Source organism: Rosenbergiella gaditana (assembly GCF_018494065.1).
Lineage (GTDB): Bacteria > Pseudomonadota > Gammaproteobacteria > Enterobacterales > Enterobacteriaceae > Rosenbergiella > Rosenbergiella gaditana.
Map to the genome: position 1 here is coordinate 75,005 of NZ_JABBFR010000003.1, position 26,819 is coordinate 101,823.

General features: G+C 49.6%; 20 protein-coding genes. 7 read left to right on the forward strand and 13 right to left on the reverse strand.

All coding sequences use genetic code 11. From position 1 onward, the window contains the following. The first annotated feature begins 9 nt into the window (after positions 1-9). The gene (locus HH682_RS03200) at positions 10-1,050 is read left to right on the forward strand and encodes an NADP(H)-dependent aldo-keto reductase (RefSeq protein WP_214236185.1); all 1,041 of its coding nucleotides are present in this window, start codon (positions 10-12) and stop codon (positions 1,048-1,050) included. A gap of 10 nt (positions 1,051-1,060) precedes the next feature. On the opposite strand, the gene lplT is transcribed toward HH682_RS03200, so the two are convergent. From lplT to HH682_RS03235, 7 genes are all read right to left on the reverse strand, one after another. After that, the gene (gene lplT / locus HH682_RS03205; protein ID WP_214236187.1) at positions 1,061-2,254 is read right to left on the reverse strand and encodes a lysophospholipid transporter LplT; all 1,194 of its coding nucleotides are present in this window, start codon (positions 2,252-2,254) and stop codon (positions 1,061-1,063) included. Positions 2,255-2,256: 2 nt separating this feature from the next. Then, the gene (gene aas / locus HH682_RS03210; protein ID WP_214236188.1) at positions 2,257-4,419 is read right to left on the reverse strand and encodes a bifunctional acyl-ACP--phospholipid O-acyltransferase/long-chain-fatty-acid--ACP ligase; all 2,163 of its coding nucleotides are present in this window, start codon (positions 4,417-4,419) and stop codon (positions 2,257-2,259) included. 122 nt (positions 4,420-4,541) lie between these two features. Continuing rightward, the gene (locus HH682_RS03215; protein ID WP_214236189.1) at positions 4,542-5,939 is read right to left on the reverse strand and encodes an efflux transporter outer membrane subunit; all 1,398 of its coding nucleotides are present in this window, start codon (positions 5,937-5,939) and stop codon (positions 4,542-4,544) included. Further along, a complete protein-coding gene (locus HH682_RS03220; RefSeq protein ID WP_214236190.1) occupies positions 5,936-9,040 on the reverse strand; it encodes an efflux RND transporter permease subunit in 3,105 nt (1,034 codons plus the stop codon). The genes HH682_RS03215 and HH682_RS03220 overlap by 4 nt, the downstream gene beginning before the upstream one ends. Then, positions 9,037-12,222, reverse strand: a complete 3,186-nt coding sequence (locus HH682_RS03225) for an efflux RND transporter permease subunit (RefSeq protein WP_214236191.1) — start codon at positions 12,220-12,222, stop codon at positions 9,037-9,039. Before HH682_RS03225 ends, HH682_RS03220 begins: the two co-directional genes overlap by 4 nt. Beyond that, positions 12,222-13,445 carry an efflux RND transporter periplasmic adaptor subunit gene (locus tag HH682_RS03230; RefSeq protein ID WP_214236192.1) on the reverse strand — a complete coding sequence of 408 codons (1,224 nt, stop codon included), beginning with the start codon at positions 13,443-13,445 and terminating at the stop codon, positions 12,222-12,224. Before HH682_RS03230 ends, HH682_RS03225 begins: the two co-directional genes overlap by 1 nt. 210 nt (positions 13,446-13,655) lie before the next feature. Next, entirely contained in the window at positions 13,656-15,389 is a 1,734-nt protein-coding gene (locus HH682_RS03235) for a penicillin-binding transpeptidase domain-containing protein (protein WP_214236193.1), read from the reverse strand. Positions 15,390-15,829: 440 nt separating this feature from the next. Here HH682_RS03235 and galR point away from each other — a divergent pair, with 440 nt between their 5' ends. Beyond that, complete coding sequence (galR, locus tag HH682_RS03240; RefSeq protein ID WP_214236194.1) at positions 15,830-16,837, forward strand: HTH-type transcriptional regulator GalR; 1,008 nt, start codon at positions 15,830-15,832, stop codon at positions 16,835-16,837. Between the two features lie 10 nt (positions 16,838-16,847). Here galR and lysA read toward each other — a convergent pair whose 3' ends face one another. Continuing rightward, positions 16,848-18,119, reverse strand: a complete 1,272-nt coding sequence (gene lysA, locus HH682_RS03245; RefSeq protein WP_214236195.1) for a diaminopimelate decarboxylase — start codon at positions 18,117-18,119, stop codon at positions 16,848-16,850. A gap of 109 nt (positions 18,120-18,228) precedes the next feature. Here lysA and HH682_RS03250 point away from each other — a divergent pair, with 109 nt between their 5' ends. The 3 genes from HH682_RS03250 to ykgO all read left to right on the forward strand — a co-directional run bounded on the left by HH682_RS03250 (position 18,229) and on the right by ykgO (position 19,642). Beyond that, the gene (locus tag HH682_RS03250) at positions 18,229-19,149 is read left to right on the forward strand and encodes a LysR family transcriptional regulator (RefSeq protein WP_214236196.1); all 921 of its coding nucleotides are present in this window, start codon (positions 18,229-18,231) and stop codon (positions 19,147-19,149) included. Between the two features lie 86 nt (positions 19,150-19,235). Next, positions 19,236-19,505 (forward strand): type B 50S ribosomal protein L31, encoded by a 270-nt coding sequence (locus tag HH682_RS03255; protein ID WP_214236197.1) that lies wholly within the window; start codon positions 19,236-19,238, stop codon positions 19,503-19,505. Then, positions 19,502-19,642 (forward strand): type B 50S ribosomal protein L36, encoded by a 141-nt coding sequence (gene ykgO / locus HH682_RS03260; RefSeq protein WP_048913566.1) that lies wholly within the window; start codon positions 19,502-19,504, stop codon positions 19,640-19,642. The genes HH682_RS03255 and ykgO overlap by 4 nt, the downstream gene beginning before the upstream one ends. Before the next feature lie 530 nt (positions 19,643-20,172). Here ykgO and HH682_RS03265 read toward each other — a convergent pair. After that, on the reverse strand, positions 20,173-21,339 hold the full coding sequence (locus tag HH682_RS03265; RefSeq protein ID WP_214236198.1) for a nucleotide sugar dehydrogenase: 1,167 nt from the start codon (positions 21,337-21,339) through the stop codon (positions 20,173-20,175). Positions 21,340-21,778: 439 nt separating this feature from the next. Here HH682_RS03265 and HH682_RS03270 point away from each other — a divergent pair, with 439 nt between their 5' ends. Further along, positions 21,779-22,099: a hypothetical protein gene (locus tag HH682_RS03270; RefSeq protein WP_214236199.1), complete on the forward strand. Its 321-nt coding sequence runs from the start codon at positions 21,779-21,781 to the stop codon at positions 22,097-22,099. A gap of 42 nt (positions 22,100-22,141) precedes the next feature. Here the strand turns inward: HH682_RS03270 and HH682_RS03275 are convergent, their stop codons facing one another. Together HH682_RS03275 and hpxD are read right to left on the reverse strand one after the other, a co-directional pair. Next, positions 22,142-23,110 (reverse strand): PDR/VanB family oxidoreductase, encoded by a 969-nt coding sequence (locus HH682_RS03275; protein WP_214236200.1) that lies wholly within the window; start codon positions 23,108-23,110, stop codon positions 22,142-22,144. 8 nt (positions 23,111-23,118) lie between these two features. Then, entirely contained in the window at positions 23,119-24,150 is a 1,032-nt protein-coding gene (hpxD, locus tag HH682_RS03280) for a molybdenum cofactor-independent xanthine hydroxylase subunit HpxD (protein ID WP_214236201.1), read from the reverse strand. A gap of 120 nt (positions 24,151-24,270) precedes the next feature. Here hpxD and HH682_RS03285 point away from each other — a divergent pair, with 120 nt between their 5' ends. Continuing rightward, positions 24,271-25,179 carry a LysR family transcriptional regulator gene (locus HH682_RS03285; RefSeq protein ID WP_214236202.1) on the forward strand — a complete coding sequence of 303 codons (909 nt, stop codon included), beginning with the start codon at positions 24,271-24,273 and terminating at the stop codon, positions 25,177-25,179. Here HH682_RS03285 and HH682_RS16080 read toward each other — a convergent pair. Together HH682_RS16080 and rfbD are read right to left on the reverse strand one after the other, a co-directional pair. After that, positions 25,102-25,503, reverse strand: a complete 402-nt coding sequence (locus HH682_RS16080) for a tlde1 domain-containing protein (RefSeq protein WP_214236309.1) — start codon at positions 25,501-25,503, stop codon at positions 25,102-25,104. The genes HH682_RS03285 and HH682_RS16080 overlap by 78 nt on opposite strands. Positions 25,504-25,645: 142 nt before the next feature. Then, positions 25,646-26,500: a dTDP-4-dehydrorhamnose reductase gene (gene rfbD / locus HH682_RS03295; protein WP_214236203.1), complete on the reverse strand. Its 855-nt coding sequence runs from the start codon at positions 26,498-26,500 to the stop codon at positions 25,646-25,648. Between the last annotated feature and the right edge of the window lie 319 nt (positions 26,501-26,819).

Consider the following 26,819-nt stretch of genomic DNA (forward strand, 5'->3'; position numbering starts at 1 on the left):
GATTGAAGCATGCATTATCACCGTATTCCCCATAGTAGTCTTGAGATCAGTCAACTAGGCTTGGGTACCATGACCTTCGGTGAGCAGAACAGCGAAGCGGATGCCCATCAACAACTTGACTACGCGCGCGAACGTGGCATCAATCTGATTGATACTGCCGAAATGTATCCTGTGCCACCACGCCCTGAAACCCAGGGATTAACAGAGCGTTATATTGGAAGTTGGTTAAAGAAAAGCGGTCAGCGTGACAAGATCATACTGGCCAGTAAAGTCGCGGGCCCCGTTCGCGGTAACGATGCGTCGATTCGTCCACAACAGGCGTTAGATAGAAAAAATATCCGTCAAGCACTGGAAGCGAGCCTTAAACGCCTTAATACCGACTATCTCGATCTCTATCAGTTGCATTGGCCTCAACGCCCGACCAACTGTTTCGGTAAGTTGGGTTATCAGTACAGTGAAGAAAATGTCCCGGTAACCTTACTGGATACGCTTGAAGCACTCTCTGACCATGTACGCGCCGGGAAAATCCGTTATATCGGTGTATCGAATGAGACGCCATGGGGCGTCATGCGCTATCTACACCTGGCGGAAAAACATGACCTACCCCGCATCGTATCGATTCAAAACCCCTATAGTTTGGTTAATCGCAGCTTCGAAATTGGGTTATCAGAAATCAGTCAATTTGAAGGGATAGAACTACTGGCCTACTCCTCGCTGGCATTCGGCACGCTGAGTGGTAAGTACTTAGACGGGAAGCGCCCAGAAAAGGCCCGTAATACGCTATTTAGTCGCTTTACCCGTTACAATGGTGAATATACTGAACAAGCGATTGCTGAGTATGTGGCACTCGCCCAAGCCCATCAGTTGGATCCCTCACAAATGGCGCTAGCCTATGTTCGTCAACAGCCTTTTGTTGCCAGCACACTGTTGGGGGCCACCACATTAGAGCAACTTGAGCAAAATATTGATAGTGTCGAGGTGACGTTGAGTGAAGAGGTGTTAGCCGGTATTGAGGCGATCCATCGCCGCTTTCCTAATCCTGCTCCCTGATAATTCTATTTTAGGCACTACGTTTTAGCTGCCAAAACCATAAACAGGTGATAGCCAACGCAAAAAGAATGCCGAAGGCTACACCTGTGACCACGGCAGAAACCCCTAGCCATATTGCCACACTGTAAAGCACTAGCATCGCCAGCATTACGCCATTTTCACCCAAATTTTGCACGGCAATCGCACTGCCCGTGCCCACCGTTTGCTGCCCACGCTCTTGAAGCAAGGCATTCAGCGGAACAACAAAAAAACCGCCGAAGATGCCTACCATTACTAGCAAGCCATAGGCAGGAAGGAGGTGGGTTTCTAACGCAAACACCGCCACTAATACCCCCACCGCAATCCCCGCAGGTAAGGCTTTGCCTGCATGCTGCAACGACACCCATTTAGCCGCCAAAAAGGCGCCGACAACAATGCCGATCGCCACCATCGCATTTAACGTGGTCGGTGTAGTGTTGTCTTGAATGCCTAGTGCAACCGGTACCCAGACCACGAGTAAGAAGCGTAAGGTCACCCCTGCGCCCCAAAACAGACTGGTGCCGATCAGCGAAAAACGGCAGGTTTTGTCTTGCCACAATGTCTGACAGGCTTGGAAAAATTGTTGCACTAAACGTTTCGGATGATAATTGCCCTCAGGCCTCGCCGCCTCTAATTTAGGGATCATCACATTGGCCATCACTGCTAACGCATAGATAATGGCGCAGACCAGTAATGCGGTAGAAACATGCCAATCTGCAAGTATCCCCCCACTGACTGATCCAAGCAAAATGGCGGCAATGGTGGAGGCTTCCATTAAGCCATTCCCTTTGACTAACTGTTTGGCCGGCAGTAATTCACCCAATATGCCATATTTCGCCGGTGAATAGGCCGCCGCACCAATCCCGACTAAACTGTAACCAAGGAAAGGACTTATATTCAGGCCGATTGCAATCACGCCAAGCAGCTTAATACTGTTAGCGATCATCATCACCCGCCCTTTTGAAAAACGATCCGCAAAATGTCCAACGAAAGGAGCCAACAGGATATAGGCCATCACAAACACCATTTGCAGGATGGGCTGACTCCAATCAGGATACTCGGCATTCTTGAGCAGGGCCAAGGTCGCAAAGAGCAGCGCATTATCCGCGAAGGCGGAGAAAAATTGCGCCAATAAAACCGGGCGGATCCCCGGTACGTTAAGGGGTGATTCTGCAGATAATTTCATTGTTACCCATTGTGAGAATGTGAACGCGCTGGCTCTGCTGCCATCGCTTTAAGAGAGACATAGTCGGGTTTACCACTGCCTAATACCGGTAGTGTGTCTACCACGCGGATATCACGCGGCACCAGTAATTCGCTGTATCCCTTTGCCTTGGCTTCATTAAGTAGCGAGTCACGTTGCAGCTGTGCGTCGGTGGTGAAAAGCACTAACGCCTCCCCTTTTTGCGGGTCATCTTTTATCGACACCGCGTGCTGTTTATCCAAAGAGACCGCCATCACCAACGATTCGACTGTTTCAAGTGAGACCATCTCACCGGCCAGTTTAGCAAAACGTTTCACTCGCCCTTGAATACGGCAAAAGCCCTCATCATCAAAACTGACGATATCGCCGGTATCATACCAACCCGCATCGAGTTGCCCTTCGCCATTATCCGCGGCCGGTGACTCGATTTGACCCGGGTTATCGACGCGTAAATACCCTTTCATAATATTCGGGCCACGTACTTGTAAACGTCCGCCTTGCTCAATGCCTGGCACTGAGATCAGACGAAAGTCCATGGCTGGCAGTAAACGACCAACGGTATTAATCTTAGCCGCCATGGGCAGATTTATCGATAGGACTGGGGCGCATTCTGTTGCCCCATACCCTTCTAAAATACGAATACCAAATTTCTCGGCATAAAGCTGACGCACATTCTCTTGTAATTTCTCCGCACCCGCGACAACGTAGCGTAGACGTGCAAGGTCATAGCCGTCTGCAAAGCGTCCATAATAATTTAAGAATGTCGAGGTACCGAACAGTACAGTACAGTTTTGGTCATAAACCAGTTCGGGGATCACTCGATAATGCAGTGGGCTGGGATAGAGGAAGGCTTTAGCTCCGGTAGACAGTGGTAACAGCAACCCCACTGTCAGGCCAAAAGCATGAAACAACGGCATGGCGGAAAGGAAGCAGTCTCGCGGTAAAAAGTCGGCGACGGTCCGAATCTGTTCAACATTGGCTAATAAACTTTTATGACTATGAACCACGCCTTTGGGCACGCCCTCTGAACCTGAAGTGAACAGGATCACTGCGGCATCTTCTGGCTGCTGCACAACTTGTGCGGCTTTAGGGAAGAAGAGATGCTTAGCCACCCACCACTTATCTTCACGGGTAATGGTCTCTTTTAAGTCTTCAAGGTAGCGCCAACGGACATGGGGCGCATTCTCGACCAAATAATGTAATTTTCCTTTATCGAGAAACTGGCGCGAGGTAAAAATAGTGGTGATTTCGGCGGCCGTTATTGCCGCATGAAGACCGCTATTACCTGCCGAATAGTTCAACATGGCGGGAACACGTCCACGTGCCGTCGCCGCTAATAGCGTCGCTACGCTCACCACGCTATTGGGTAACAGCAAGCCTATACTTTGTCCCGGCTGAGTCTCTTTTTCAAGAATGCAGGCGACACCCAACACTTTCTTGAGCAGTTGGCGGTAGCTATTGACTGAAAAATTAATATCATCCACACAGCCATGTGACCATCCATAACGCTGAGCAGCATGGATAAAGGCTTCATACAAAGTTTCTCGTGGGCGGACAGCCATCCGTGCTTCTTGCATAATATGCGCTAAATGCTCTCCGGCTAAAACTCGTCTCTGACGGGCTTTCGCGGCTTGCGGCATGGGAATATTTGTTGCGGGCAAGATAAAGAGACGAATTTTAGGAAACAAGTGGCGTTTAGCCGGTAAACGGCTAAAAGGGGTATATTCCGCCCCCTCAATTCGAATAGGGATAACCGTCGCATCGGTTTTTGCGGCGATGAATCCGGCACCGCTATAGACCTTCATCAACGCGCCGGTCACTGAAATACGTCCTTCGGGGAAAATCACCACGGGTCGGCCACTATTCACCGCTTTAATCAAGCGCTTCATCGTCATTGGCCTTGCCGGATCCAAGGGGACGACATCGGCCCATTGTTTTACTCGCCGCAGCGCCCAGTGATCGGCATAGGCTGCGGTAATGGCAAAGACCGGTTTGACCGGTAAAAAGAGTGCGAGGAGAATACCATCAAGAAAGGAGACGTGATTGGGGGTAATAATCACTTTTGACGAGGCAAAGCTGGAAGTCTCTCCTTGCACTTCAACTCGCCACACTATTTGGCACACCCACCGCAGAAATTTGAGCAACATATTTTCCCTAGTAAGATCGAAGGTATCAGAGTTTGATACCTTCGATTAAACACGTTTAACGCCCTGCTGACAAATTTTGTCGTTAAATATTGGTTAACTCATTTAATCGCTTACTGAGAGCATCACTGTTCGGGGACATGCCAACCGCCGCCTAAGGCGGCAATTAACGCGACGCTACTGACCCACTGCTGACTCCGGAGTTGCAGTAAAGACTGCTGCTCGCTAAGGCTGCTATTCTCTGTCGTCGCCACATCGAGGTAATCGATCATCCCGGCCTCATATTGGTTACGCGTCACTTGCGCCGAGGTTATCGCCGCCTGTGCAGAGGCTTGCTGAGCCGAAATCTCATCGCCTAGCGTATTCAATTCGACCAGATTATCTTCGACCTCCTGCATCGCGGTTAACACTGTTTGCCGATAATTCGCCACTTGCGCATCATAGGCAGCACGCGCTTGGGCAACTGATGCTTTGGTCGCACCGAAATCTAAAATAGTCCCACTCAGTTCAGGCCCGAGGGACCATACCCGGTAAGGCAGCGAGAAGAGGTTATGTAATGCGCTGGCACGGGTTCCTCCCGACGCACTCAAGGTTAAATCGGGGAAATAGCCCGTGATGGCCACGCCAATCGCTTCATTCGCGGCGGCCATCGAGCGTTCAGCTACCGCAATATCAGGACGGCGCTGTAATAACCCTGAAGGCACCATTACCGGTATTTTCGGTAAGGTGGCGGCTAGCGATGCAGGGGCTAGCGAAAATTCTGCCGGCGTTTTGCCCAATAGCACGGCAATAGCGTGTTCATATTGCGCCCGTTGCCAAGTCATCCCTAGCAAGGTTGACCGTGCACCCTGTAATTGCATCTGCGCCTGAGCAACCGTTGCGCGGTTTTCGCTGCCCGCTTGATATTTATTATTGATGATCCGTAAGTAGCCTTGGTAGGCATCAATACTTTTCTGATAAAGCGCGATACGCTGGTCCAAAATGCGTAATTGGAAATAGTCTTGCGCTAACGTAGATTGAGCACTGAGCGTGGCATTGGCCAGATCGGCTTGACTGGATTGGGCACTCGCGCGGTCCTCGGCGGCTTGACGGCGCAATTTCCCCCATAAGTCCAACTCCCAGCTCGCGCTAAGTTGTGCAGAATGACTATTACTGGTGGTACGTTGTCCTGAGCTCGCGCTGCCACTGCGCGTCGATTTTACATCACCCGTGACCGTTGGATAGAGATTGGCCGTCGCTTGATCGGTCAACGCCAGCGCTTGACGATACTGAGCGGCATACATCGCGACATTCTGGTTAGCGATCGCCACTTGCGAGAGTAACTGATTGAGCTGTGGATCCTGATACACCTGCCACCACGCCCCCTTTTGCTCGGCATCTTGCGGTTGTGCTTGCTGCCAGCCTTTCGCTTCTTTAAACGCTAAAGGCAGCGATTGCGTGGGGCGATGATAATCAGGGCCAACCATACACCCCGTCAACAGCAGCATCAAACTTAGGGTCGAGATTTTACAAGGTATTTTCATGACTGATTTCCTGAATGACGATAACGGTGCCAGCGCTGCCGAGTCGCTTGACTCAATCTGTCTAACCATAAATAGACTACCGGTGTCGTAAAGAGCGTTAACAACTGACTGAGCGCAAGCCCGCCTGCGATCGCAATCCCCAGTGGACTGCGTAAATCAGCATCGCCTCCACTGCCGAGTGCCATAGGGAGCGCACCAAAAAAAGCCGCTAGGGTAGTCATCATAATCGGGCGAAAACGCTTTAAGCAGGCTTCGGTTATCGCTTGTTGTGACGTCATGCCGCGGCGCTCCGCTTCCAGGGCAAAATCAATCAACATAATGGCGTTCTTTTTCACAATACCAATCAATAAGATAATGCCAATTAAGGCGATTACCGTTAGCTGCGTTTTGGTTAATATCAATAACAACAACGCACCAACACCGGCGGAAGGTAGCGTCGACAAGATCGTTAGCGGATGGATATAGCTCTCATAAAGCATGCCCAATACGATATAGACCGCAGCCAGCGCGGCCAAAATTAACCAGGGCAAGGTCGCCGTTAACTGGCTGAAGGCTTGTGCGGTGCCTTGGAAACTTGCGGCAATGGTATCGGGAACGCCAATTTTCGCCATAGTCTGCTTGATTAACGCCTGTGCCTGTTCCAATGAAACGCCATCCGCTAAGTTAAACGCAATCGTACTGGTTGCGGATTGACCTTGGTGCGACACAGACAGGGGAGCATTCGCCCCACTGAACTGCGCAATAGCGGAAAGGGGAATACGATCACCCTTATCGTTGAGCACATAGATCTTCGATAGCTCATCAGCCTGTTGGGTATCACTACTTTGCAACATCATCACCACTTTATACTGGTTTAATGTTTTATAGATGGTCGCAATCTGCCGCTGACTAAAAGCGTTATTCAGCATTGTATCCAGCATGTTGACGTCCACTCCAAGCCGCATGGCCGCGTCACGGTCAATGGTGATCATCACCTCCTGGCCTCCGGTTTGCGAATCAGAATCAACACTGGTTAATTGTGGCAGCGCGCTGAACGCCTTTTGAACTTTAGGCGTCCATTCCCGTAATAGCGCGAGATCATCCGCTTGTAGACTGTATTGATACGCGGCGTTAGCACTCCGTCCTCCTACCCGTAAATCTTGCGCCGCCATCAAGAACATCTCTGCGCCGGCGATTTGACTGCCTTTGATACTGAGGCGGTTAGCAATTGCGGTGGCCGAGGCTTTACGCTGATCGAGTGACTTTAATTTCACAAAAAAGATCGCTGAGCTGCGCGATCCAAACATTCCGCCCCCGCGCGACGACATTACCGAATCCACATCAGGATCGTTTAAGATTAATTGTGTGAACTGGTTAACTTTCGGTGTCATCGCTTCGAACGAGACACTCTGATCTGCCCGTACCATGCCCATCATCATCCCGGTATCTTGATCAGGGAAAAAGCCTTTTTGCACCACTGTAAACAGATAGAAATTCAGGAGTACCGTCGCGAGCAGTCCTAGCATCGTTAACTTTTGATGAGCGAGTACCCACTTTAGTCCACGGCTATAGCAGTTCAGTAAGGCTGTCAGTTGACGTTCAATCCACTGAAAGACGGGATGCGGGCGTTGAGTGACGGGAGGACGACGCTTTAGCAAGCGAGCACAGAGCATCGGCGTAAGACTTAGCGAGACAAACATCGAAATCACTAACGAAATCGATAGCGTCACCGCAAATTCTCTAAATAGCCGCCCAACGATACTGCCCATCAGCAGAATAGGAATAAAGACGGCGATTAACGATGCGGTCATTGAGAGCACCGTAAAGCTAACCTCTTTCGCCCCGCGGATCGCCGCACGAACCGGGCTTAACCCCTCTTCAATATGCCGAATGATATTTTCTAACACCACAATCGCATCGTCGACCACAAAGCCGGTGGCAATAATCAGGGCCATCAACGACAGGTTATCGAGACTATAACCAAGCAGATACATGAAAATACAGGTACCGATCAGCGATACCGGCAAGGCTAACGCGGGGATCAATACCGACCGCCAATCCCGTAAGAAGATAAAGACCACCGCGACCACCAACATCACGGCAACCAGTAGTGTCTCTTCCGTCTCGTATAAGGAAGATCGCACATTCGGCGAGCGGTCCAACACTAGCTGTAACGAGGTATCTGCCGGTAACTGTTCTCTCAGCTGCGGTAGCTTCGCTTTGATCTCATCAATAGTGACCAACATATTAGCCCCTGCTTGACGGGTTACCCCCAGCATTACCGCGGGGTTACCATTGAGTGCACCGGAGACATACTTATCTTGAACGCCATCATAGATGGTCGCCACATCCTTTAATCGTAACGCCTTGCCATCTTGATAACGGATGATGAGATCTTGATAGAGCGGGGCTTTATCTAACTGACTGTTGCCGTCAATCGCCCAAGAAAGATGGGGTCCCTGAATGATTCCCTTAGGTAAATTCGAGGTACTGTTCGCAACTGCTTTACGTACTTCGTCCAGCGAGACACCGTACTGGGTAAGCTTATTCGGTTGTAAATCGATCCGTACTGCCGGTAAGGCGCTGCCCATCAGTGAAACGTCACCGACCCCACTGACCTGTGCCAACACTTGCTCAATTTTACTCTCAGCAATATCGTACAACTGGCCGGCGGTACGGGTTTTCGAGGTAAGCGCCAGTAACACAATCGGGGCATCGGAAGGGTTGGCTTTCCGATAGGTTGGCAATGAGGGCATGCTACTGGGGAGTAAACTTCGCGACGCATTAATCGCCGCCTGCACATCGCGTGCGGCGCCATTAATATCGCGGTCAAGATCAAACTGCAACACAACTCGGGTGGAGCTTTGTGAGCTACTGGAAGTCATTTCTGACACCCCAGCAATTTGCCCTAACGCTCGTTCCAAGGGAGTGGCGACCGTCGCCGCCATCGTTTCAGGGCTAGCACCCGGTAAGCTTGCCGAGACCATGATGGTTGGAAAATCGACTTGCGGCAACGGCGCAACCGGTAACAGTCGATAGCCTAAGCAGCCCAGCAGGACTAACGCCGTGGTCAACAATAAGGTGGCGACCGGGCGGAAAATAAATAAGCGTGTAATATTCATCGTTCATCCCGACGACGTTGCTGTTTCCTTGCAATGAAACGGCGTCCACGTTCAGACCAGTGATCGAACCAGAGATAGATGACGGGCGTCGAGAACAGCGTTAAGACTTGGCTGACTATCAACCCACCGACTATCACTAATCCCAAAGGTTGGCGCAGTTCGGCTCCCGAACCACTGGCTAACATTAAGGGTAGCGCCCCTAACAACGCGGCCATAGTGGTCATAAGGATCGGGCGAAAACGCAGTAAGCAAGCTTGATGGATCGCTTCACGCGGTGACAGATGATGTTCCTGCTCAGCCTGCAAAGCGAAATCGATCATCATAATCGCATTTTTCTTCACTATGCCGATTAGCAAAATGACTCCAATCAGCGCAATCAAACTAAACTCGCTGCCGCTTAATAGTAACGCCAACAACGCACCGATCGCTGCAGACGGCAGCGTCGAGAGAATAGTGACCGGATGGATAAAGCTTTCATAGAGGATCCCCAGCACTAAATACATGGTGAGCAGTGCCGCTAAAATCAGCCAGAGTGTATTACTGGTCGCGCTCTGGAAGGAGGATGCCTCACCTTGGTACTGTAAGGAGATACTGTCTGGTAACGAGAGCTGTTGGCTCACCTCAGTTATTGCCTGCTGAGCCGCTTCAATCGAGTACCCCTCAGCCAAGTTAAAGGACACCATCACCGCTGGATATTGGTTCAGACGCATATTCATCAAGGACCCCAAGCGTTGGTGAACAGTCGCCACTGCGGTAAGTTTGACCATACCACTGTCGATCGACGTAGCACTTGAACGAGCGCTTGAGCTTGAAGTGCTCGACGTGGAACTGCTTGACGTACTGCTTGAGGTGACCGAGCTTTTTAGCCAAATATCATCCAGTGAGGCGGGTGTTTGCTGATAGTTTGGTGCCACTTCAAGTACCACCCGATACTGATTGGACTGGGTAAAAATCGTCGAGATTAAACGCTGACCAAAGGCATTATAAAGCGCGGTGTCAACATCCGAGGCGGTGATGCCAAGACGCGAGGCTTTATCACGGTCCAGATCGACATAGGCAATGCGTCCTTGATCTTGCAGGTTGCTCACCACATCGCTAAATTCTGGCCGTTTGGCAAGCGCCGCGATTAGTTGCGGTGTCCACTTCACCAAATTTTCGCTGCTTAAATCCGTAAGCGTAAATTGGTATTGGTTTGGCGTAACTTGGTCGTTTACGGTTAAATCTTGTGAGGACTGTAAGTAAAGTTGAATACCCGGCACCTGTTTGGCCGCCTGTTTTAATTCGGTAATCACCGTATCCGCCCGCTCGCTGCGGTCCTCAAACGATTTCAGCGTAATTTGTAAGTGCCCACTATTGAGGCTGGTATTGGTGCCGTCAATACCTATGGTCGAGGTCAATGCCTCAACGTTTTCGTTCTTGAGCATGATCGCCGCTAACTGCTTTTGCCGTTTTGCCATCTCTTGAAACGAAACGTCCTGCGAAGCAATAGTTATCCCTTGGATCATGCCGGTATCTTGTTGAGGGAAGAAGCCTTTTGGCACCACGACATAGAGTAACGCCGTTAATACGAAAGTTCCTACCGCCACCAGCAGCGTCAGCTTCTGATGAGCTAAGACACGGGTCAGCAGTTTGTCGTAACCCTGAATGATTCTCTCAAACCATCGCTCGCCTGTCTGCGCAAATCGCGACTGCTGTTCGGGCGGAGTATACTTCAGTAAGTAAGCACAAAGCATCGGCGTCAAGGTTAATGAGACAAACATCGACACCAATATCGATACCGCAAGGGTAATTGCAAACTCGCGGAATAAACGTCCGACAACATCGCCCATAAACAGTAGCGGGATTAACACGGCGATTAACGAAAAAGTGAGCGAGATAATGGTAAAACCGATCTGTTTCGACCCTTTTAAGGCCGCTTGCATCGGTGACTCGCCCTCTTCGAGACGACGAGAAATATTCTCCACCACCACAATGGCATCATCGATAACGAATCCGGTGGCAATGGTTAACGCCATCAAAGAGAGGTTATTAAGACTGAATCCCAGCAGATACATCACCCCGAAGGTACCAATCAGCGAGAGGGGTACCGCCACACTTGGGATAAGCGTCGCCGCAATGTTCCGCAAAAAGAGGAAGGTCACCATCACGACCAATGCAATCGATAGCACCATCTCAAACTGCACATCACTGATTGAGGCGCGGATGGTCTGGGTACGATCCGCGACAATCTGTAGTGTTACGCCATCGGGTAACGTTTGCTGCAGTTTCGGTAGCTGCGCCTTAATATCATCGACCACTTGAATAACGTTAGCACCGGGTTGTCGCTGCACGTTCATGATAATCGCCGGATGGTTATCTGCCCAGGCCGATTGGAATGTATTTTCGGCGCCTTGCGAAATAGTGGCGATATCCTTCAAGCGGAGTGCAGCCCCATTCTGCCAGGTAATAATCAGATTACCGTACTCTTGCGGTGTGCGCAGTTGGTCGTTGGCATCGATGGTGACAGAGTGGTATTTCCCATCAAAGCCCCCCTTCGAACCATTAACGTTACTGTTACCTACCAGGGTATTCACGGCTTCTAACGTGAGCTGATGTGCGGCTAAAGCCGTGGGGTTCAACTGGATACGAATCGCCGGTTTGTTCCCGCCGTCTAAACTGACCAGCCCGACGCCAGAAATTTGCGATAACTTCAATGCTACACGCGTATTTAACAGGTCTTGCACACGGGTTAGCGGTAAAGTGTCTGAGGTTGCCGCAATCGTCACCACCGGTGTATCGGCGGGATTCACTTTTTTATAGGTCGGCGGATTGGGCAGATCGTTAGGCAGTAAGCTATTTGCCGAGTTGATCGCTGCCTGCACTTCTTGCTCTGCCACATCCAGCGAGGTGGTGAGCCCGAATCGTAATGTGATCAATGAAGAACCAGAAGAGGAACTTGAGGCCATTGCACTGAGGCCACTCATCTCCCCTAATTCTCTTTCCAGTGGCGCGGTGACTGAGGTGGATATCACTTCTGGACTCGCGCCAGAGTAGAGCGTCGTCACCTGAATTGTCGGATAATCGACTTGGGGTAAGGCCGAAACCGATAAGAAGCGATAGGCGAAGATCCCCGATAATAAGACGGCCACCATTAACAGTACGGTGGCGACCGGCCGTTGGATAAAGAGACGAGATGGATTCATTACTCAGCCTTGTTTTCTGCAGACTGGATCTGTTGTGCATCGACAACCGTCACCTTGCTGCCGGTTGTCAGCCGATCAATACCGTCAGAGACGACTTTATCGCCAGGCTTTACCCCCGACAGAATCACTTGTTGATCATTACCAAATAGCGGCCCTGTTTTCACAGCTTGGCGCACTACCGTGTGATCCGGTTGGATAATGAATACAAAGCTGCCATCACTGCTAAGCTGAATCGCCTGCGTTGAGACGACAGTCGCCTGCTTTAAGCGATCAATTTGTAGACGTAAGTTGACGAACTGATTCGCAAACAGCGCCTCATTTTGGTTAGCGAACGTCGCTTTAAGCGCTATGCTCCCCGTGCTGGTATCAATAGTGTTGCTGATAAAGCGAACATCGCCTTGGGCCAGCACCGTTGCGCCATCTTGATCGAGCGCAGTCGCCGGTAGCGCCTGGCCTTGATGCAATTTACTGGCGAGTTGACCGACATAACTTTGCGGAACACTGAAGGTGACTGCTGCAGGTTGCATTTGGGTGATGGTGACAATGCCAGTGCTATCGCCACTCTGCACCAAGTTCCCGGCATCCACTAGGCGCAAGCCAACACGTCCGGTGACGGGTGCGGTGATCCGTGCATAACTGATACTCACCTTCGCGTTATTAATCTGCGCAAGATCTTGTTGCACGGTACCACGATATTGGCCGACCGTGGCGATTTGGCTTTCAAGATCTTGCTTAGAGAGGGAATCCTGCGCGTAAAGCTTGCGGTAGCGGGCTAAGGTCAACTCGGCATTTTTTAGCAGTGCTTGGTTTTCAGCTAATGCCCCTTGGTATTGGGCTAAGGTCGCTTGATAATCGCGGTCATCGATCTGCGCCAATAACTGCCCTGCCGTCACCTTTTGGCCTTCAGTAAATAAGACCTTATCCAGCTGCCCAGTGATCCGGCTGGTCACCGTGACGCTGGCATTAGGAATGACTGTGCCAGGTGCCGAAACGTAAACGGGAACATCCGCTTGTTGGGCACTGACGGCATGAACGATGGTGGCCCTCTCTCTTCCCATTCCTTTGCTCATCGCATGTCTGCCCGATGGCGCACCGCCTGCTGAAGGCGAAGAGTGCGTAAAGAATAGACGCCAAGCAATCACTGCCAGCACAATAATAATAAGAATAACGGCCAGTTTTTTGAGCCAAGCACGACGCGTCAGTCGCTGAGAAGTATTGGTCATGGTTCTTCTTAGTCATCAGGAGACATAAACAACCTTCTGTCGCGCAGAGGCTAACAGTGAGGTCAAAGTGGCTTTCATTATTAGCAAGCTGGCGCTGAGTTGCCAGTATAAATTAGTAAGGAAGGTGTTAAATTATTTCTGTCAGCGTAAACATGGCGGTAGCACGAAGACAGGACGGCCATCTGACCGTCCTAAAAAAGCGGGAAACGCTTAGTGATGCGCTTGCGGATCTTGCGGGGTATAGATGGCATCTGGCGCGATATTCATATGCTTCAGCACAGGACCAATAATATTACCGAATACCGGTGCGGCGACGCTTCCGCCGAAGTGGTCACCTGCCGTTGGGTGGTTAATCATAATCACCAATGCCACCACGGGATGGCTTGCTGGGGCAACCCCTGCGGTATAGTTGATATAACCGCCATCATATTTACCATTACTGCCCATCTTCTCTGCGGTCCCTGTCTTAATGGCCAAGCGATAACCCGGCACTGCTGCGCGGACCCCTGACCCACCGGGTAAGGCATCACTTTCCATCATGTGAACCACACTGCGCACGACATCTTCATCCGCCACACGAGTGCCGACAACCGGCGGTGTCACTTTGGTGATAGAGAGAGGACGATAAAGACCAAAAGAGCCGAGTGTGGCATATTCGCGAGCAATCTGTAACGGCGTTACCCGTAGCCCATAGCCGAATGAGAAAGTGGCACGTTCAATATCCGCCCAGCGTTGACGGTGCAGCGGGAAGTAACCCACACTTTCCCCTGTCAGCCCTAATCCGGTTGGACGCCCTAAACCGAACGAACGGTAAGTATTCACCAACACATCAGCCGGCATTGCGAGCGCGATATGAGACACCCCGATATCACTCGATTTTTGCAATATCCCCGTCATCGTCAGACGGGGCCAGTGACCGACATCGCGAATCAAATGGCCATTAACACGATACGGTGTTGTATCTAAGACAGAATCAGGGCGAACCAGATGGCGCTGCAACCCTTCCATCACCACTAAGGGTTTTACGGTAGAACCCGGCTCAAAACTGTCGTTAATCGCCACATTACGCATTTGTGCGGCATTGGCGCCTTCGTAATTATTCGGGTTGTAAGAGGGATAAGAAGCCATCCCTAACACTTCCCCGGTATCCACACGCACCATGACTGCCGCGCCAGAGTCTGCCTTATTGAGCAATACGCCATCACGTAGTTTAGAAAACATGGTGTATTGAATAAACTTATCAATACTCAGTTGGACAGTAGGCGGCTGCGTTGGGGGCTGATAGCTCAGCATGGCAATGATGTTACCGTGACGATCTTGACGGTATTTCTCTTTACCTGGTACGCCTTGTAGCAGCGTATCAAAACTATGTTCTAACCCGTTTAGCCCTTTATTATCTGCGCCAACAATACCAATTAGCGGTGCGGCAGCCTCAGCCATCGGATAATAACGGCTGTCATCATAGACCGAGGTAAGACCTTGTAAATGTAAACTAGAGATATCCTTAGCGATCCCCAATTCGACCTTGCGACCGAGATAGAGAAACCGTTTTTTCGCATTAGCCATAATCAGGTTAGCTAACTGTTCGGGACGCATATTTAAGGCATTGGCCAGATAGGCCCATTTAGGGCTATAAAAATTAGGGTTAGCTTCTAGGATTTTTAGGGGGTCAGCGATGATATCGCGTGAAGGGACGCTTAAGGCAACGGTTTCTCCGTTGCGGTCTAATAAGGTCCCGCGATTGGTCGGTAGAGTAACCGTACGCAAGGAGCGCTGATCGGCTTCATGCTCCAGCATCGGATGGTCGACCAATTGTAAGTCGCCGACTCGTAACAGTAACAACACTAAGCAGCCCACCACCCCGAGGCAGATCAGACGAAATCGAAATGAGTTAAACGGCGATTTGATTTGGTCTTTACCTAAAATTTTTTTTATCCGGGGCATAGCAGTCCGATAGGTTTAAAGTACATATAAATTTATCTATAGTTTACATTAAAAAGACATTATCAGGTCCGAAAACTGTGTTTCAGTTCGTAATTGGCGCGTTCAACACCCGATAAGGTATTGAAAAATAATTGATAAGCGAATTGTTAGATAAAAAAAAACCTGCGCTACTGCGCAGGCTGGTGTAATCCATGGATAGATGTTCACCGATTAATACCTCTGGGAGAATTACTTTACTGAAAATAGAAGAGAAGCAGCCAGCCTTAAAACGCAACAGACCCCCGCAAAATGTAACTAACTTTAAGCATCGTTACGTTTTCACGCTAATTACCGCGAATTTAGACCAAAACTGAGAGCTACGCGGCACTTATCAGGGTTACATAGCCTAATGATTGACGTACCATAACGGAGTGTAAACGTTTACTCTGGAAGTTTTTATTATGGCTACTATCAAGGATGTCGCCCGGCTGGCGGGAGTTTCCGTGGCAACTGTCTCACGGGTTCTTAACCAATCCCCTAAAGCTAGTGCTCACTCACAAAAAGTGGTGACCGAGGCGATGGCGCAGCTTAACTATATTCCCAATGCCAACGCCCGTGCGCTCGCTCAACAATCGACAGCGACCTTAGGATTACTGGTTAATGATGTGTCGGACCCCTTTTTTGGTGCGATGGTCAAAGCGGTGGATCAAGTCGCCATTCAGACCGGGAACTTCTTATTGATCGGTAACGGTTATCACCGCGCGTCGCAAGAAAAATTGGCCATCGAACAGCTTATTCGCCATCAATGTCAAAGCCTAGTGGTGCATGCCAAAATGATCAGCGACGACGACCTGCACACTCTTATGCAACAGGTGCCAGGAATGGTGCTCAATAATCGCGTGGTAAAAGGCTTCGAGTCACGCTGTATCGCCTTAGACAACCGATATGGTAGCTGGTTAGCCACGCGTCATTTGATCAGTCAAGGTCATCAAAAAATTGCCTATATCTGCTCCACCCATTCCATTTCCGATGCGAAAGAACGTCTTGCCGGTTATCACGATGCGCTCCGTGATCATGGATTATCGCCGCAAACCGAATTTATCGCTTATGGTCAACCGGATGAGACAGGTGGTGAGCAAGCGATGGTTTCATTATTGGCACAAGGTCGACACTTTACCGCCATCGCTTGCTATAACGATTCGATGGCGGCAGGCGCCCTCGCCGCCTTAATCGATAATGGCTTAAAGGTACCTGAACAGATCTCCATCATTGGTTTTGATGATGTGCATGTCTCCCGCTATGTTCGCCCACGCCTAACTACCATTCGCTACCCTGTGGTCGCCATGGCGCAGCAGGCGGCACATTTAGCCTTGGCCTTGGGTAACGGTTTAGCGCCACCGCCGGTGACGCATCTCTTTCAACCGACCTTGGTCATTCGCCACTCGGTGGCGCGCTTAGAAGAACTTTAGTCTAGGATACTTAGCAAGCTAGAGGCTGAGCGCTTTCTAAAGCTAAGAGTTCATCCAGGGTTTGCCGACGACGGATCTCGATGGCACGACCTTGGTCCAACAACACTTCGGGAATTAAGGGACGACTATTGTAGTTCGAAGACATCGAGGCCCCATAAGCGCCGGTATCGTGAAAGACCAGGTAATCCCCGACCTGAGGCTGGGGGAGCGCACGGGGTTCAACTTCACCGCCCGCCAATTGAGTAAACACATCCCCCGACTCACACAGCGGCCCTGCGACTAACGTCTCTTGACTGGGCCGAACGGTGGCATCACTGCTGTCAGCAGGCATGACCGAAATATGATGATAACTGCCATACATCGCCGGTCGCATTAAATCACTGAATCCCGCATCGACCAAAGTGAAGTGGCGGTTACCCATCCATTTGGTGCCCCGTACTTCACTGACCAACACCCCTGATTGTGCGACGAGAAAACGTCCCGGCTCTATTTCGAGTGTAATCTTATGCCCAAGATGCTCGGCAATACGCTGACGCGCTCGGTCCCACAAGGAGAAATAGTGCGCAGGATCGATCTCTTGCTCTTCAAAGGTATAAGGGGTCGATAAGCCCCCCCCTGCTGAGATGGCGTGTAGATCACAGCCGCTGGTAAGTACTTGCTCAACCATTGCGTCGCAGACCTGTTGGAGATGTTGATAATCCACCCCTGATCCGATATGCATATGTAAGCCTTCTAACTGCAAGCCAGCGTGTTGAATCACCGCCAGCGCATCCGGTAGCTGCTGATACCAAATGCCGTGCTTGCTGTTCTCGCCACCGGTATTGGTTTTCTGGCTGTGACCATGACCAAAGCCAGGATTGATCCGTAACCACACACGATGCCCCGGCGATAGCGCAGCGAGCTGTTTCAGCATATCGATTGACCCGGTATTGACCGCGACATTTAATTCGACCACCCGAGCCAGCCCCTCCCGATCGAGCAGGTCCGCCGTAAAGACAATGTCGTCGCCTTCTGGCTGATATCCTGCCTGTAAAGCGCGGGTTAATTCCCCCACTGACACCGAGTCGACTTTGACCCCTTCCTCGCGCATTAAACGAAGAATATGGGTATTTGAGCATGACTTTTGGGCAAAACGGATCACATCAAACTGGCGTAGTTTGGCGATTTGCTGACGAATGATCTGCGCATCATAAGCCCAAAAAGGCCCTTGGTAATGCTTAGCAAGGGCCAGCAACTGGCTGTGATGTAAGGCGGTTGCGGGGTCAGTGATCAGGGTGGGCATAATTATCTCCTTAAGCAATATCCACAGTAAGCCATACTCTTTGTATATTGAAAAATATCATTTAATCGATACTCTATTCATCTAGGATATACTTTTAGCGAGAAGAGTGATGGCTCCGTTAAGCTGGCGACAGATTGAAATCTTCCATGCGGTCATGACCCAAGGCACCTTGACCAGTGCAGCAACCCTATTACGCACGTCACAACCCACCTTGAGCCGTGAATTAGCGCGTCTTGAGCAACAGTTAACTGTGCCCTTATTTCGGCGTAGCCAAGGCCGTTTACACCCGACACAGCAAGGATTTCGATTATTTGAGGAGGTACAACGTAGCTGGTATGGTCGAGAACGCATTCAAGAGACCGCCGCCGGTTTAGCACAGTTCGACCAAGCAGAAATGACTATTGCCTGTTTACCGGCTTTTTCACAATCCCTTCTCCCCCATGCCTGCGCGGCCTATTTGAGTGACTACCCTGCGGCGAGCATGACCATCACCCCGCAAGAGTCGCCATTGCTTGAAGAGTGGTTAACGGCACAACGCTTCGACCTCGGGATTACCGAAACTCAATCGGTGCCTGAAGGCTGTGAAAGCAATAACCTGCTTACCGTGGATGAAGTCTGTGTGCTTCCTCGCGACCATCCATTGGCCTCACGCAAGGTGCTCTGTCCACAAGACTTTAGCGAGCTGCCTTTTATCAGCCTTTCACGCACCGACAGTTATCGGCAATTACTCGATCAACTGTTTCACGCTGAGGGTATTTCTCGGCGGCTGGCCCTCGAAACCCATAGTGCGGCCTCGGTATGTGCCATGGTCGGACAAGGCTGTGGCGTGTCAATCATCAATCCACTGACCGCTGTCGATTACTTGGCTCATAATGTTGTGATGCGCCGGTTTAGCCACTCGGTACCGTTTACGGTAAACGTTGTTACCCCTCGGCACCGCGCAGATTCTGCCGCCCGCATCACGTTTAGCCGCTATTTAGGCATGACGAGTGCCAGCCTGCTACAGCGTATTGAGCAAGCATTAACCTGATAACGCGACTATTTTGATCAAAGAGACTTGCACCCGTCATGCCAATCCTTTATCGTTATATTATAACATAACATTTAGGAGCGATTATGAAACCTTCCATTCATCCCACCTATCGTCAAGTCGTGTTCCACGATCTGGGTGCCGATCACTATATGGTCATCGGATCGACGATTAACACGGACCGGACCGTCGAGTACCAAGGGGAGGTTTATCCCTATGTCACCTTGGATGTCTCTGCCCACTCTCACCCTTTCTATACCGGTAAGCAAAAAGAGTTTGCCAAAGAAGGGAGCGCCGCGCGCTTTGCACAACGCTTTGGCCGCTTTTTTGATCACCCCAAAAAGGATAAAGTATGAAAGTTCTCAGCTCACTGAAATCAGCCAAACAGCGTCACCCTGATTGCAAGATCGTGCGTCGCCACGGTCGGGTATTTGTTATTTGTAAAAGTAATCCTCGTTTTAAAGCGGTTCAGGGAACCAAGAAAAAGCGTTAATAGTGTTATTATCGTGAATGCTAAAGCCAGATTTTTTCTGGCTTTATTTTTTTATGGAAGGATCTTGTATCATTACACTCGCCAATAATGAATTAATCTGAACATTAACCCGCTACTGATTGTTGGACGACTCCCTAAGGGATTGTGATTTATTCAGCGCTGAAATGATGATGCATTGGTTAATTTAAAAAGGATCCTCTTGAGATCTTTTTTATACTTCCAATTTCCGAACCCGCTCGATTTGTAAAACGTCGCGTTTTCCAGCTTCGCTCCCACTGGGCCATATTGCAGATTGCCTGTGCCCGTGTCTGCGAGGCATTCATTGACAAGTTCAGGAGAGAACAGATCTGCAAGCGCAGAGAACTCCTGTGGCATAAATTTGTGAACGGAATCTAGTGCCTGACTGAGTAGCATAAAAAAATCCGTAATCCTTGGATAGATTACGGATTCTTACACAGCTACAGGATCGTTCCACCAATCCTTAACTGATCGGCATTATGACAAAAGTCAGCCTTATTTCGTCTGAAAAATTAGTCGCTGCCAAACAGATCACGGGTATAGACTTTATCCCTAACATCTTGCAATTCTTCAACCAGACGGTTCGCAATAATCACATCACATTGCTGTTTTAGCTGTTGCAGATCGTGGGTGACAGGTGAGTTAAAGAACGTCTCTTCGTTTAAGACTGGCTCATAAACCATCACCTCAATCCCTTTCGCTTTTAACCGTTTCATAATGCCCTGAATAGCCGAAGCACGGAAGTTATCAGACCCCGCCTTCATCACTAAGCGGTAAATGCCCACACGTTTCGGCTGCTTTTTCAGAATACTTTCGGCAATAAAATCTTTACGAGTGCGATTCGCATCCACAATGGCATTAATAATATTATTCGGCACCTGTTGGTAATTAGCCCTAAGCTGTTTCGTATCTTTAGGCAGACAATACCCGCCGTAACCAAATGACGGATTATTATAATGGTTACCGATACGCGGGTCGTGGCTTACCCCTTCAATGATTTGTCGAGCATCAAGACCATGGTGCTCAGCATAGCTATCGAGTTCATTAAAATAGGCAATGCGCAGTGCAAGGTAGGTATTGGCAAAGAGTTTGATGGCTTCAGCTTCGGTATCATCCGTAAAGAGTACAGGAATATCTTGTTTCTCTGCCCCATCCGCTAATAACTGTGCAAATTGCTTTGCCGCGTCGCTTTGGCTGCCAACCACAATGCGGGAAGGATGCAAGTTGTCATACAGGGCCTTACCTTCACGTAAAAACTCAGGTGAGAAAATAATGTTTTCAACACCGAGTTTCTCTTTCAATGCGCGAGTGAATCCTACCGGAATGGTCGATTTAATGATAATGGTTGCCTGCGGGTTTATCGCTAATACATCGTTTATTACCGATTCGACGCTGCGTGTATTAAAGTAGTTCGACTCTACATCGTAGTCCGTTGGCGTCGCTACGATCACATAGTCAGCACCCTGATAAGCAAAGTATTTGTCGGTTGTCGCGGTAAAATTGAGCGGCTTATTCGCGAGGTAAAACTCAATCTCTTTATCGACAATCGGCGATTGTTTATTATTTAATTTTTCAACCTTCTGCTGATCGATATCCAACGCCACCACTTCATTATGTTGTGCAAGTAAGAGGCCGTTCGAAAGTCCAACATAACCAGTGCCAGCAATAGCAATCTTCATTACCTGATTTCCTGTATTTGGGGTCGAATAATTAATATATTTAATTTTTTTAGGCCGATAGTATGCCTGTATTATTTTCATTCTGCGAAAATAAATTACCTAACCTGTTAATTTTCAGATTGAAAGAAGCTTTTTTACCCGACATTGAACATTTGAACTATTTAGCGGGGGGTAAAGGCGATGGATACCTTAGGCACTATGACTAGGGGGTGAAAACTTAGCAAAGTGCTGTGTATCAAGCTGGCTATTTACTCCTCAATTTCGTGTAGAATTGCTCGCCTTGTGGTGTTGTACTGAGCGATAGGCGCAACCATTCTTTAGCTCGATCACAGTTTATAAAAAAACCTGTCAGAGAAGTCTCTATTTTCTTTCACCTAAGCCACACTTAATAAAGTCTGAACTATAATTAAAAACGATACGTTTCTTTTGGAGAATGACAATGAAAAAATTAGCGATTCTTGCTTCAGCATTAACCCTCTCTTTTGGCGCTTTTGCCGCAACACAGGCGAGTGAAGAGACGTTAGCCACCGCTCATAAAGGTGCAGATACCGCTAAAGAAAAATTGCATGAAGCCCAAAATACTGGCGCACAGCAAAAACTTAAGGCGAAGCATGCGGCTGAGGGTAAAGCGAACTCCACTGGTAGCAAAATTTCTGAAGGCTCGCAAAAGGCCTGGCACAGCACCAAGCAGGCTGCTGAAAAGGGTTGGGATAAAACCAAAGAAGGGGCAGAAGATTTAAAAAACGATATTTCCCCCTAGTCGATAGGGTCTGGGTCCTATCCCTGGATAGGACCTGCTCTGTCAAAGATCCAAGACCAACACTTTACTGCGACTGCGTGAACAGCACAGGGCCACCTGCTGCTGCGCCCCGCTCTTCTCTTGCTCACTCTGTACCGTATCGCGATGGTCAACTTCTCCCGAAATAACATTGGTTAAACAGGCCCCACACATGCCCATTTCGCAGGAAAGCGGTATTGATACGCCTTGCTCCAATAAGACTTGGGCGATGGTTTGCTGTGAACTCACTGGCCATTGTTGGCCAGTCGATGCCAGAGTAATGATAAACGTCTCGTCATCTCCCACCTCACGGCTAGCCACTGGCGGTTTAAAGGCTTCGGTATAGATTGCCTCGTCAGCCCAGCCTAAAGCCCGCGCGGATTCTCGTTGATGCTGCATAAAAGCTTCAGGGCCACAGAGATAGATCAATGTGTCGGTATCTGGCTGCGCCAATTCAGCGGGCTGATGGTGTCGAGGACTGTTACCCTCCTCGCTTAACCACAGATGACATTTCCCATATTGCCAAGGTGCAGACAATACCGATTGGTAAGCAGCCTGCTGAGCATGGCGACAATAGTAGTGTAAGCTAAAAGCAATACCTTGCTGCTCCAATTGTAGGGCCATCGCATAGAGGGGGGTAATACCGATTCCCGCAGCGATTAGCAGTACCCGCTTCGCGGGCTGCAGTGCGAAGAGATTACGTGGCGCAGAGAGGGTAAGACGATCGCCGGGCCGTAATTGTTGGTGCACATAACGCGATCCCCCCCGAGAGGCCGCGTCATGCGCCACGCAAATCTCGTAGCGTCGGCGATCGTTGCAAGATCCGGTCAATGAATATTGCCGTATCAGTCCGGGAGCAAGGTGCACATCGATATGTGCCCCCGCCTCCCATGCAGGTAATAAGGTATTCGCTGAATCCGGTACAAAGCTGACGGCTAAGTTTGCCGATCCTTGCAAGCAGAGACTCTCTACGATGACCGATAACTGTTCCATAGGGCACCTCACACTAAGAAGAAATCGCCAAAGCCCATCTTTTTCAACCCTCGGCGGTAAGCAATAGAACTGCGATCGGCGGGGATGTGCGCCTCAAGACTAAGATCGAGAGGAAGACGTTCCGGCATCTGGGTTTCCACCATTAACCGATCCTCTTCAAACACCCGTTGGTTAAAGGCATAGACCTCTTCCACCGGGATATCGAGATCGAAATTACGGGCGATCGGTGCAAACATACGTGTCTTACGGGCGGACACCGGTGAGGCAGCATTCATAATGACTAAACGGGCCTCGCCGGGAAAATGGATGGTTAACGTGGCCGTAAAGGGAAGATGCATTTCAAAATGGCGCAACCACTTAAAGCCCTCTGGCGCACGGAACTCGCTACTGGCCGGATAATTACCAACGGTACTCCAGTAATCCGCATCAAAGCCGTACTCACGCTCCACCGCTTGATAATCGGGAACCTGTTGATTATTCGCATCGGCGAAGGTTTCAGTGTGGATCCACGCGAAGTGTGCGACATCGAGAAAGCCTTCAACTTGTCGACCGGCGAAGCCATTAACCTCGAAACCTGGGCAGTTGATCTGTTGAAAGCCAGCCGTCTCCCAGTGCGGCATCACCGGTAGCTTGGCCGGTTTTTCGCTATCCGGCGCAAGGCAGACCCAAATCAGCCCGTAGCGCTCTTCCACAGCAAAGGTCGAGAGATTAAGCTTGGCGGGGATCGGTTGACCGGGGCTCGATGGGATACGATTACATTTACCGCCTTCGCCAAAACGGAGTCCGTGGTAAGGACAGACGATACCCGCTTCATCATGAAAGCCGAGGGTCAGGGGGACACCCCGATGTGGGCAGACATCTCGCGCGGCAACCACCTCCCCCGCAATACGATACAGCACCAACTGTTCATCCAGTAGCACGGCTTTAACGGGTGCGCCTTCAATATCCATCGCCCGAGTGACCGGATGCCATTGTGCGGCCAATTTCAACCAATCATCTGGCTCGAAAGTACAGTGTGCGGGAGGGGTGACTTTGCTCATAATCAATTCCTTAATCGTACGGAAAGCTGTTTTTGTTATGGGTTTAGTGATAAACCTTTTACCTGTTCCAATCCATCAGTAAGAATTCAGTAGAGTGTTGCAAAAAAGAGAACAGTTATCATGAGCCCATTTTCGCGCTTCGCCCTATACTTTTTAGCTGTGGTCCGCCACGGTAGCCTGCGTAAAGCGTCAGAGCAGTTACATATCTCTGCGTCGGCCATTAACCGACAGATTTTGCAGGCAGAGGAGTCGTTAGGTACGCCACTCTTCGAGCGGCTGGCCGAAGGGCTAAGGATGACCACCGCGGGCGAACTGCTCTATGCCGACCTATTGCGCTGGCAGCGGGAATTCGAGGTTACTCGGCAACGGTTCGATGAGATCCAAGGCTTACAGCGGGGTAAGGTTAAGATCGGTTTGGTGCAAGCTCTTAACCAAGGGGAGATTGCCGACTGTTTGGCACGCTTAGTCGAGCAGTATCCCAGGCTAACGTTAGAGATTGTGATCGATAGCAGCCAAGCGATCGGCGAGCAGTTACGTGCTGCAAATCTCGATGTGGGGCTGTTGCTCGATCCGGGTGAGATCCCCGGTTTGGAGGTAAGAAGTTTCTGTGAGCTAGAGGTGGGTATTGCGCTTTGTCCGCAGCACCCTCTGGCCGCCGAAAAAACACTGCGGGTCAGTGACCTGCATGGACAACGGCATATCTTACCCGGCGAGGATTTAGTGGTGCATCAGCGGGTTATCGCCCTTTACCAGCGATCCGCGTTATCGCTGGAAAATGCCATTGTATGTAACGATATCGCCCTGATTCGCCGCTTTCTGACTAAAAACAGCGGTGTGGCGATGCTCAGTCGTATTGATGTGCAGTTTGATGTTGAAGAGAAGAATTTAGTGTTTGTGCCTTTGCATAATAATCCTACTTCGCCATTAACCTTGGCGTTATGTGTCGCCCCATCACGTCAACTTTCCCGCGCCGCACAGCGCGTTATTCAACAGTTGAGTGAGAGTATTGAGGTGATTGCGGGGAAATGATGGGCAGTAATAATCTATGGTGAGTGGATGAGCTTTTAAGATAATACAGTCCTGAGAGGAGTAACCTGGCTTAGTAACGCTACCAGTTTGAATACGAAAGCTGTGCCGACCAAACATATTAGTGTGTGGTGCGGGATGTAACATAATCGTAAGTGGGCCGCGCGAAGAGGTTACTACTTCCAACCAGTAATCGCCGATAGGGATAGGGCCCGGATTAACTATATGTTGAGAGTCTGGGCGATTAACATGAGGCGGGAAGCCACTGTAACCTTGCTCAATAAATTGTTGGTTGTGTGATAAACGGCCCGTTGATTGCTGAAAGATTCATGGCATGGTTGATCCCCTAATTCGTGGGGTCACTAGCTTAAAGGATAAATAGTAGGACGAATATCTGCGGAATTCTGGATGGTGGAGGGGGTTTGGGGAGAGTCTGAAGAGAGACCACCCTGAGGTGGTCTTTGGATAGTTAATCTAAACGCGAAAGGACTGTAGCCAATGATTGACGCCATGGCGAGGCTGCCGTGAATTCGCTGATTTTAGCTGTAGACATCACCGAGTAAGCAGGACGCTTAGCCGGCGTTGGAAAATCGGCGGTAGTGATTGCATTAACCTTTGGCTGTTTCGCTAATTTACCTTGCTGTTCTGCCTGCTGGAAAATAGCCGAAGCAAACTCTGCCCAAGTCACTTGCTCATCACCACAAAAATGATAGATGCCGCCTGGCGCAGAATTTTCTAACGTAGCGAGAATCACCTTGGCGATGTCCCCTGCGTAGGTAGGACAACCGAGTTGATCACCGACAATGCCTAACTCTGGACGGTCTTTGGCTAAACGCAGCATGGTTTTGACAAAGTTATTACCGTATTCGCTAAATACCCATGCGGTACGAATGATAATGGCCTCAGGTAAAATACTTTGAACCAGTAACTCGCCTGCGAGTTTTGTTTTGCCGTATACACCTAGAGGATAGACCGCATCTGACTCTATATAAGGCTGAGTACCATTACCTTCGAATACATAGTCTGTCGAGACGTGAACAAACTTAGCACCGACTTTTTTAGCCGCACTGGCTAAATAGGCGGGTGCATAGGTGTTCACTGCTGCAGCCTGCTCTGGCTCCGATTCAGCCTTGTCGACTTCAGTATAGGCGGCGGCATTAATGATAATGGCAGGTTGGAACTGTTCAACTTGAGTATTAACGGCAGATTGGTTACTGATGTCCAGTTCAGCCGAGCCGAGTGCCAATACTTCAGCCGTTTTTGGAAAAAGATCTTGTAAACAACGGCCAAGCTGGCCGTTAGCGCCTGTGAGGAGGATTTTCATTTTTTCAACTTTTTATAGATAAAATAAAATTTATAGTAGAGTACATGTACCGTAAAACTGACATTTCAATACAAGTTTACTTTGGCTTAAGAAAATTCCAAGTCATATCTTTTTAGTAAAAAAAAATTATTTATCGGATTAACGATAAGTTGCTAGGTAGCCTGTAATGCTTGTATTATTTTCTTTGGTAGCTAAAAGTTACGTGATAATAAATAAGACCTACGCCCTCCATTTACCTAATCAAATAGTAAGGAACATTGCTAGGATAATAGAAGAGAGTAAACTCTCAGTAATAGATGAAAACCTCACATCCTCAAGG

Coding starts and splice junctions, on each gene's coding strand:
- aas (WP_214236188.1), bottom strand. CDS start 4,419: ATGTTGCTCAAATTTCTGCGGTGGGTGTGCCAAATAGTGTGGCGAGTT.
- rfbD (WP_214236203.1), bottom strand. CDS start 26,500: ATGAAAATCCTCCTCACAGGCGCTAACGGCCAGCTTGGCCGTTGTTTA.
- hpxD (WP_214236201.1), bottom strand. CDS start 24,150: ATGAGCAAAGTCACCCCTCCCGCACACTGTACTTTCGAGCCAGATGAT.
- HH682_RS03250 (WP_214236196.1), top strand. CDS start 18,229: ATGGCTCCGTTAAGCTGGCGACAGATTGAAATCTTCCATGCGGTCATG.
- HH682_RS03275 (WP_214236200.1), bottom strand. CDS start 23,110: ATGGAACAGTTATCGGTCATCGTAGAGAGTCTCTGCTTGCAAGGATCG.
- HH682_RS03265 (WP_214236198.1), bottom strand. CDS start 21,339: ATGAAGATTGCTATTGCTGGCACTGGTTATGTTGGACTTTCGAACGGC.
- lplT (WP_214236187.1), bottom strand. CDS start 2,254: ATGAAATTATCTGCAGAATCACCCCTTAACGTACCGGGGATCCGCCCG.
- HH682_RS03255 (WP_214236197.1), top strand. CDS start 19,236: ATGAAACCTTCCATTCATCCCACCTATCGTCAAGTCGTGTTCCACGAT.
- HH682_RS03220 (WP_214236190.1), bottom strand. CDS start 9,040: ATGAATATTACACGCTTATTTATTTTCCGCCCGGTCGCCACCTTATTG.
- HH682_RS03235 (WP_214236193.1), bottom strand. CDS start 15,389: ATGCCCCGGATAAAAAAAATTTTAGGTAAAGACCAAATCAAATCGCCG.
- HH682_RS03270 (WP_214236199.1), top strand. CDS start 21,779: ATGAAAAAATTAGCGATTCTTGCTTCAGCATTAACCCTCTCTTTTGGC.
- HH682_RS03200 (WP_214236185.1), top strand. CDS start 10: ATGCATTATCACCGTATTCCCCATAGTAGTCTTGAGATCAGTCAACTA.
- HH682_RS03225 (WP_214236191.1), bottom strand. CDS start 12,222: ATGAATCCATCTCGTCTCTTTATCCAACGGCCGGTCGCCACCGTACTG.
- lysA (WP_214236195.1), bottom strand. CDS start 18,119: ATGCCCACCCTGATCACTGACCCCGCAACCGCCTTACATCACAGCCAG.
- HH682_RS03230 (WP_214236192.1), bottom strand. CDS start 13,445: ATGACCAATACTTCTCAGCGACTGACGCGTCGTGCTTGGCTCAAAAAA.
- galR (WP_214236194.1), top strand. CDS start 15,830: ATGGCTACTATCAAGGATGTCGCCCGGCTGGCGGGAGTTTCCGTGGCA.
- HH682_RS03215 (WP_214236189.1), bottom strand. CDS start 5,939: ATGAAAATACCTTGTAAAATCTCGACCCTAAGTTTGATGCTGCTGTTG.
- HH682_RS03285 (WP_214236202.1), top strand. CDS start 24,271: ATGAGCCCATTTTCGCGCTTCGCCCTATACTTTTTAGCTGTGGTCCGC.
- ykgO (WP_048913566.1), top strand. CDS start 19,502: ATGAAAGTTCTCAGCTCACTGAAATCAGCCAAACAGCGTCACCCTGAT.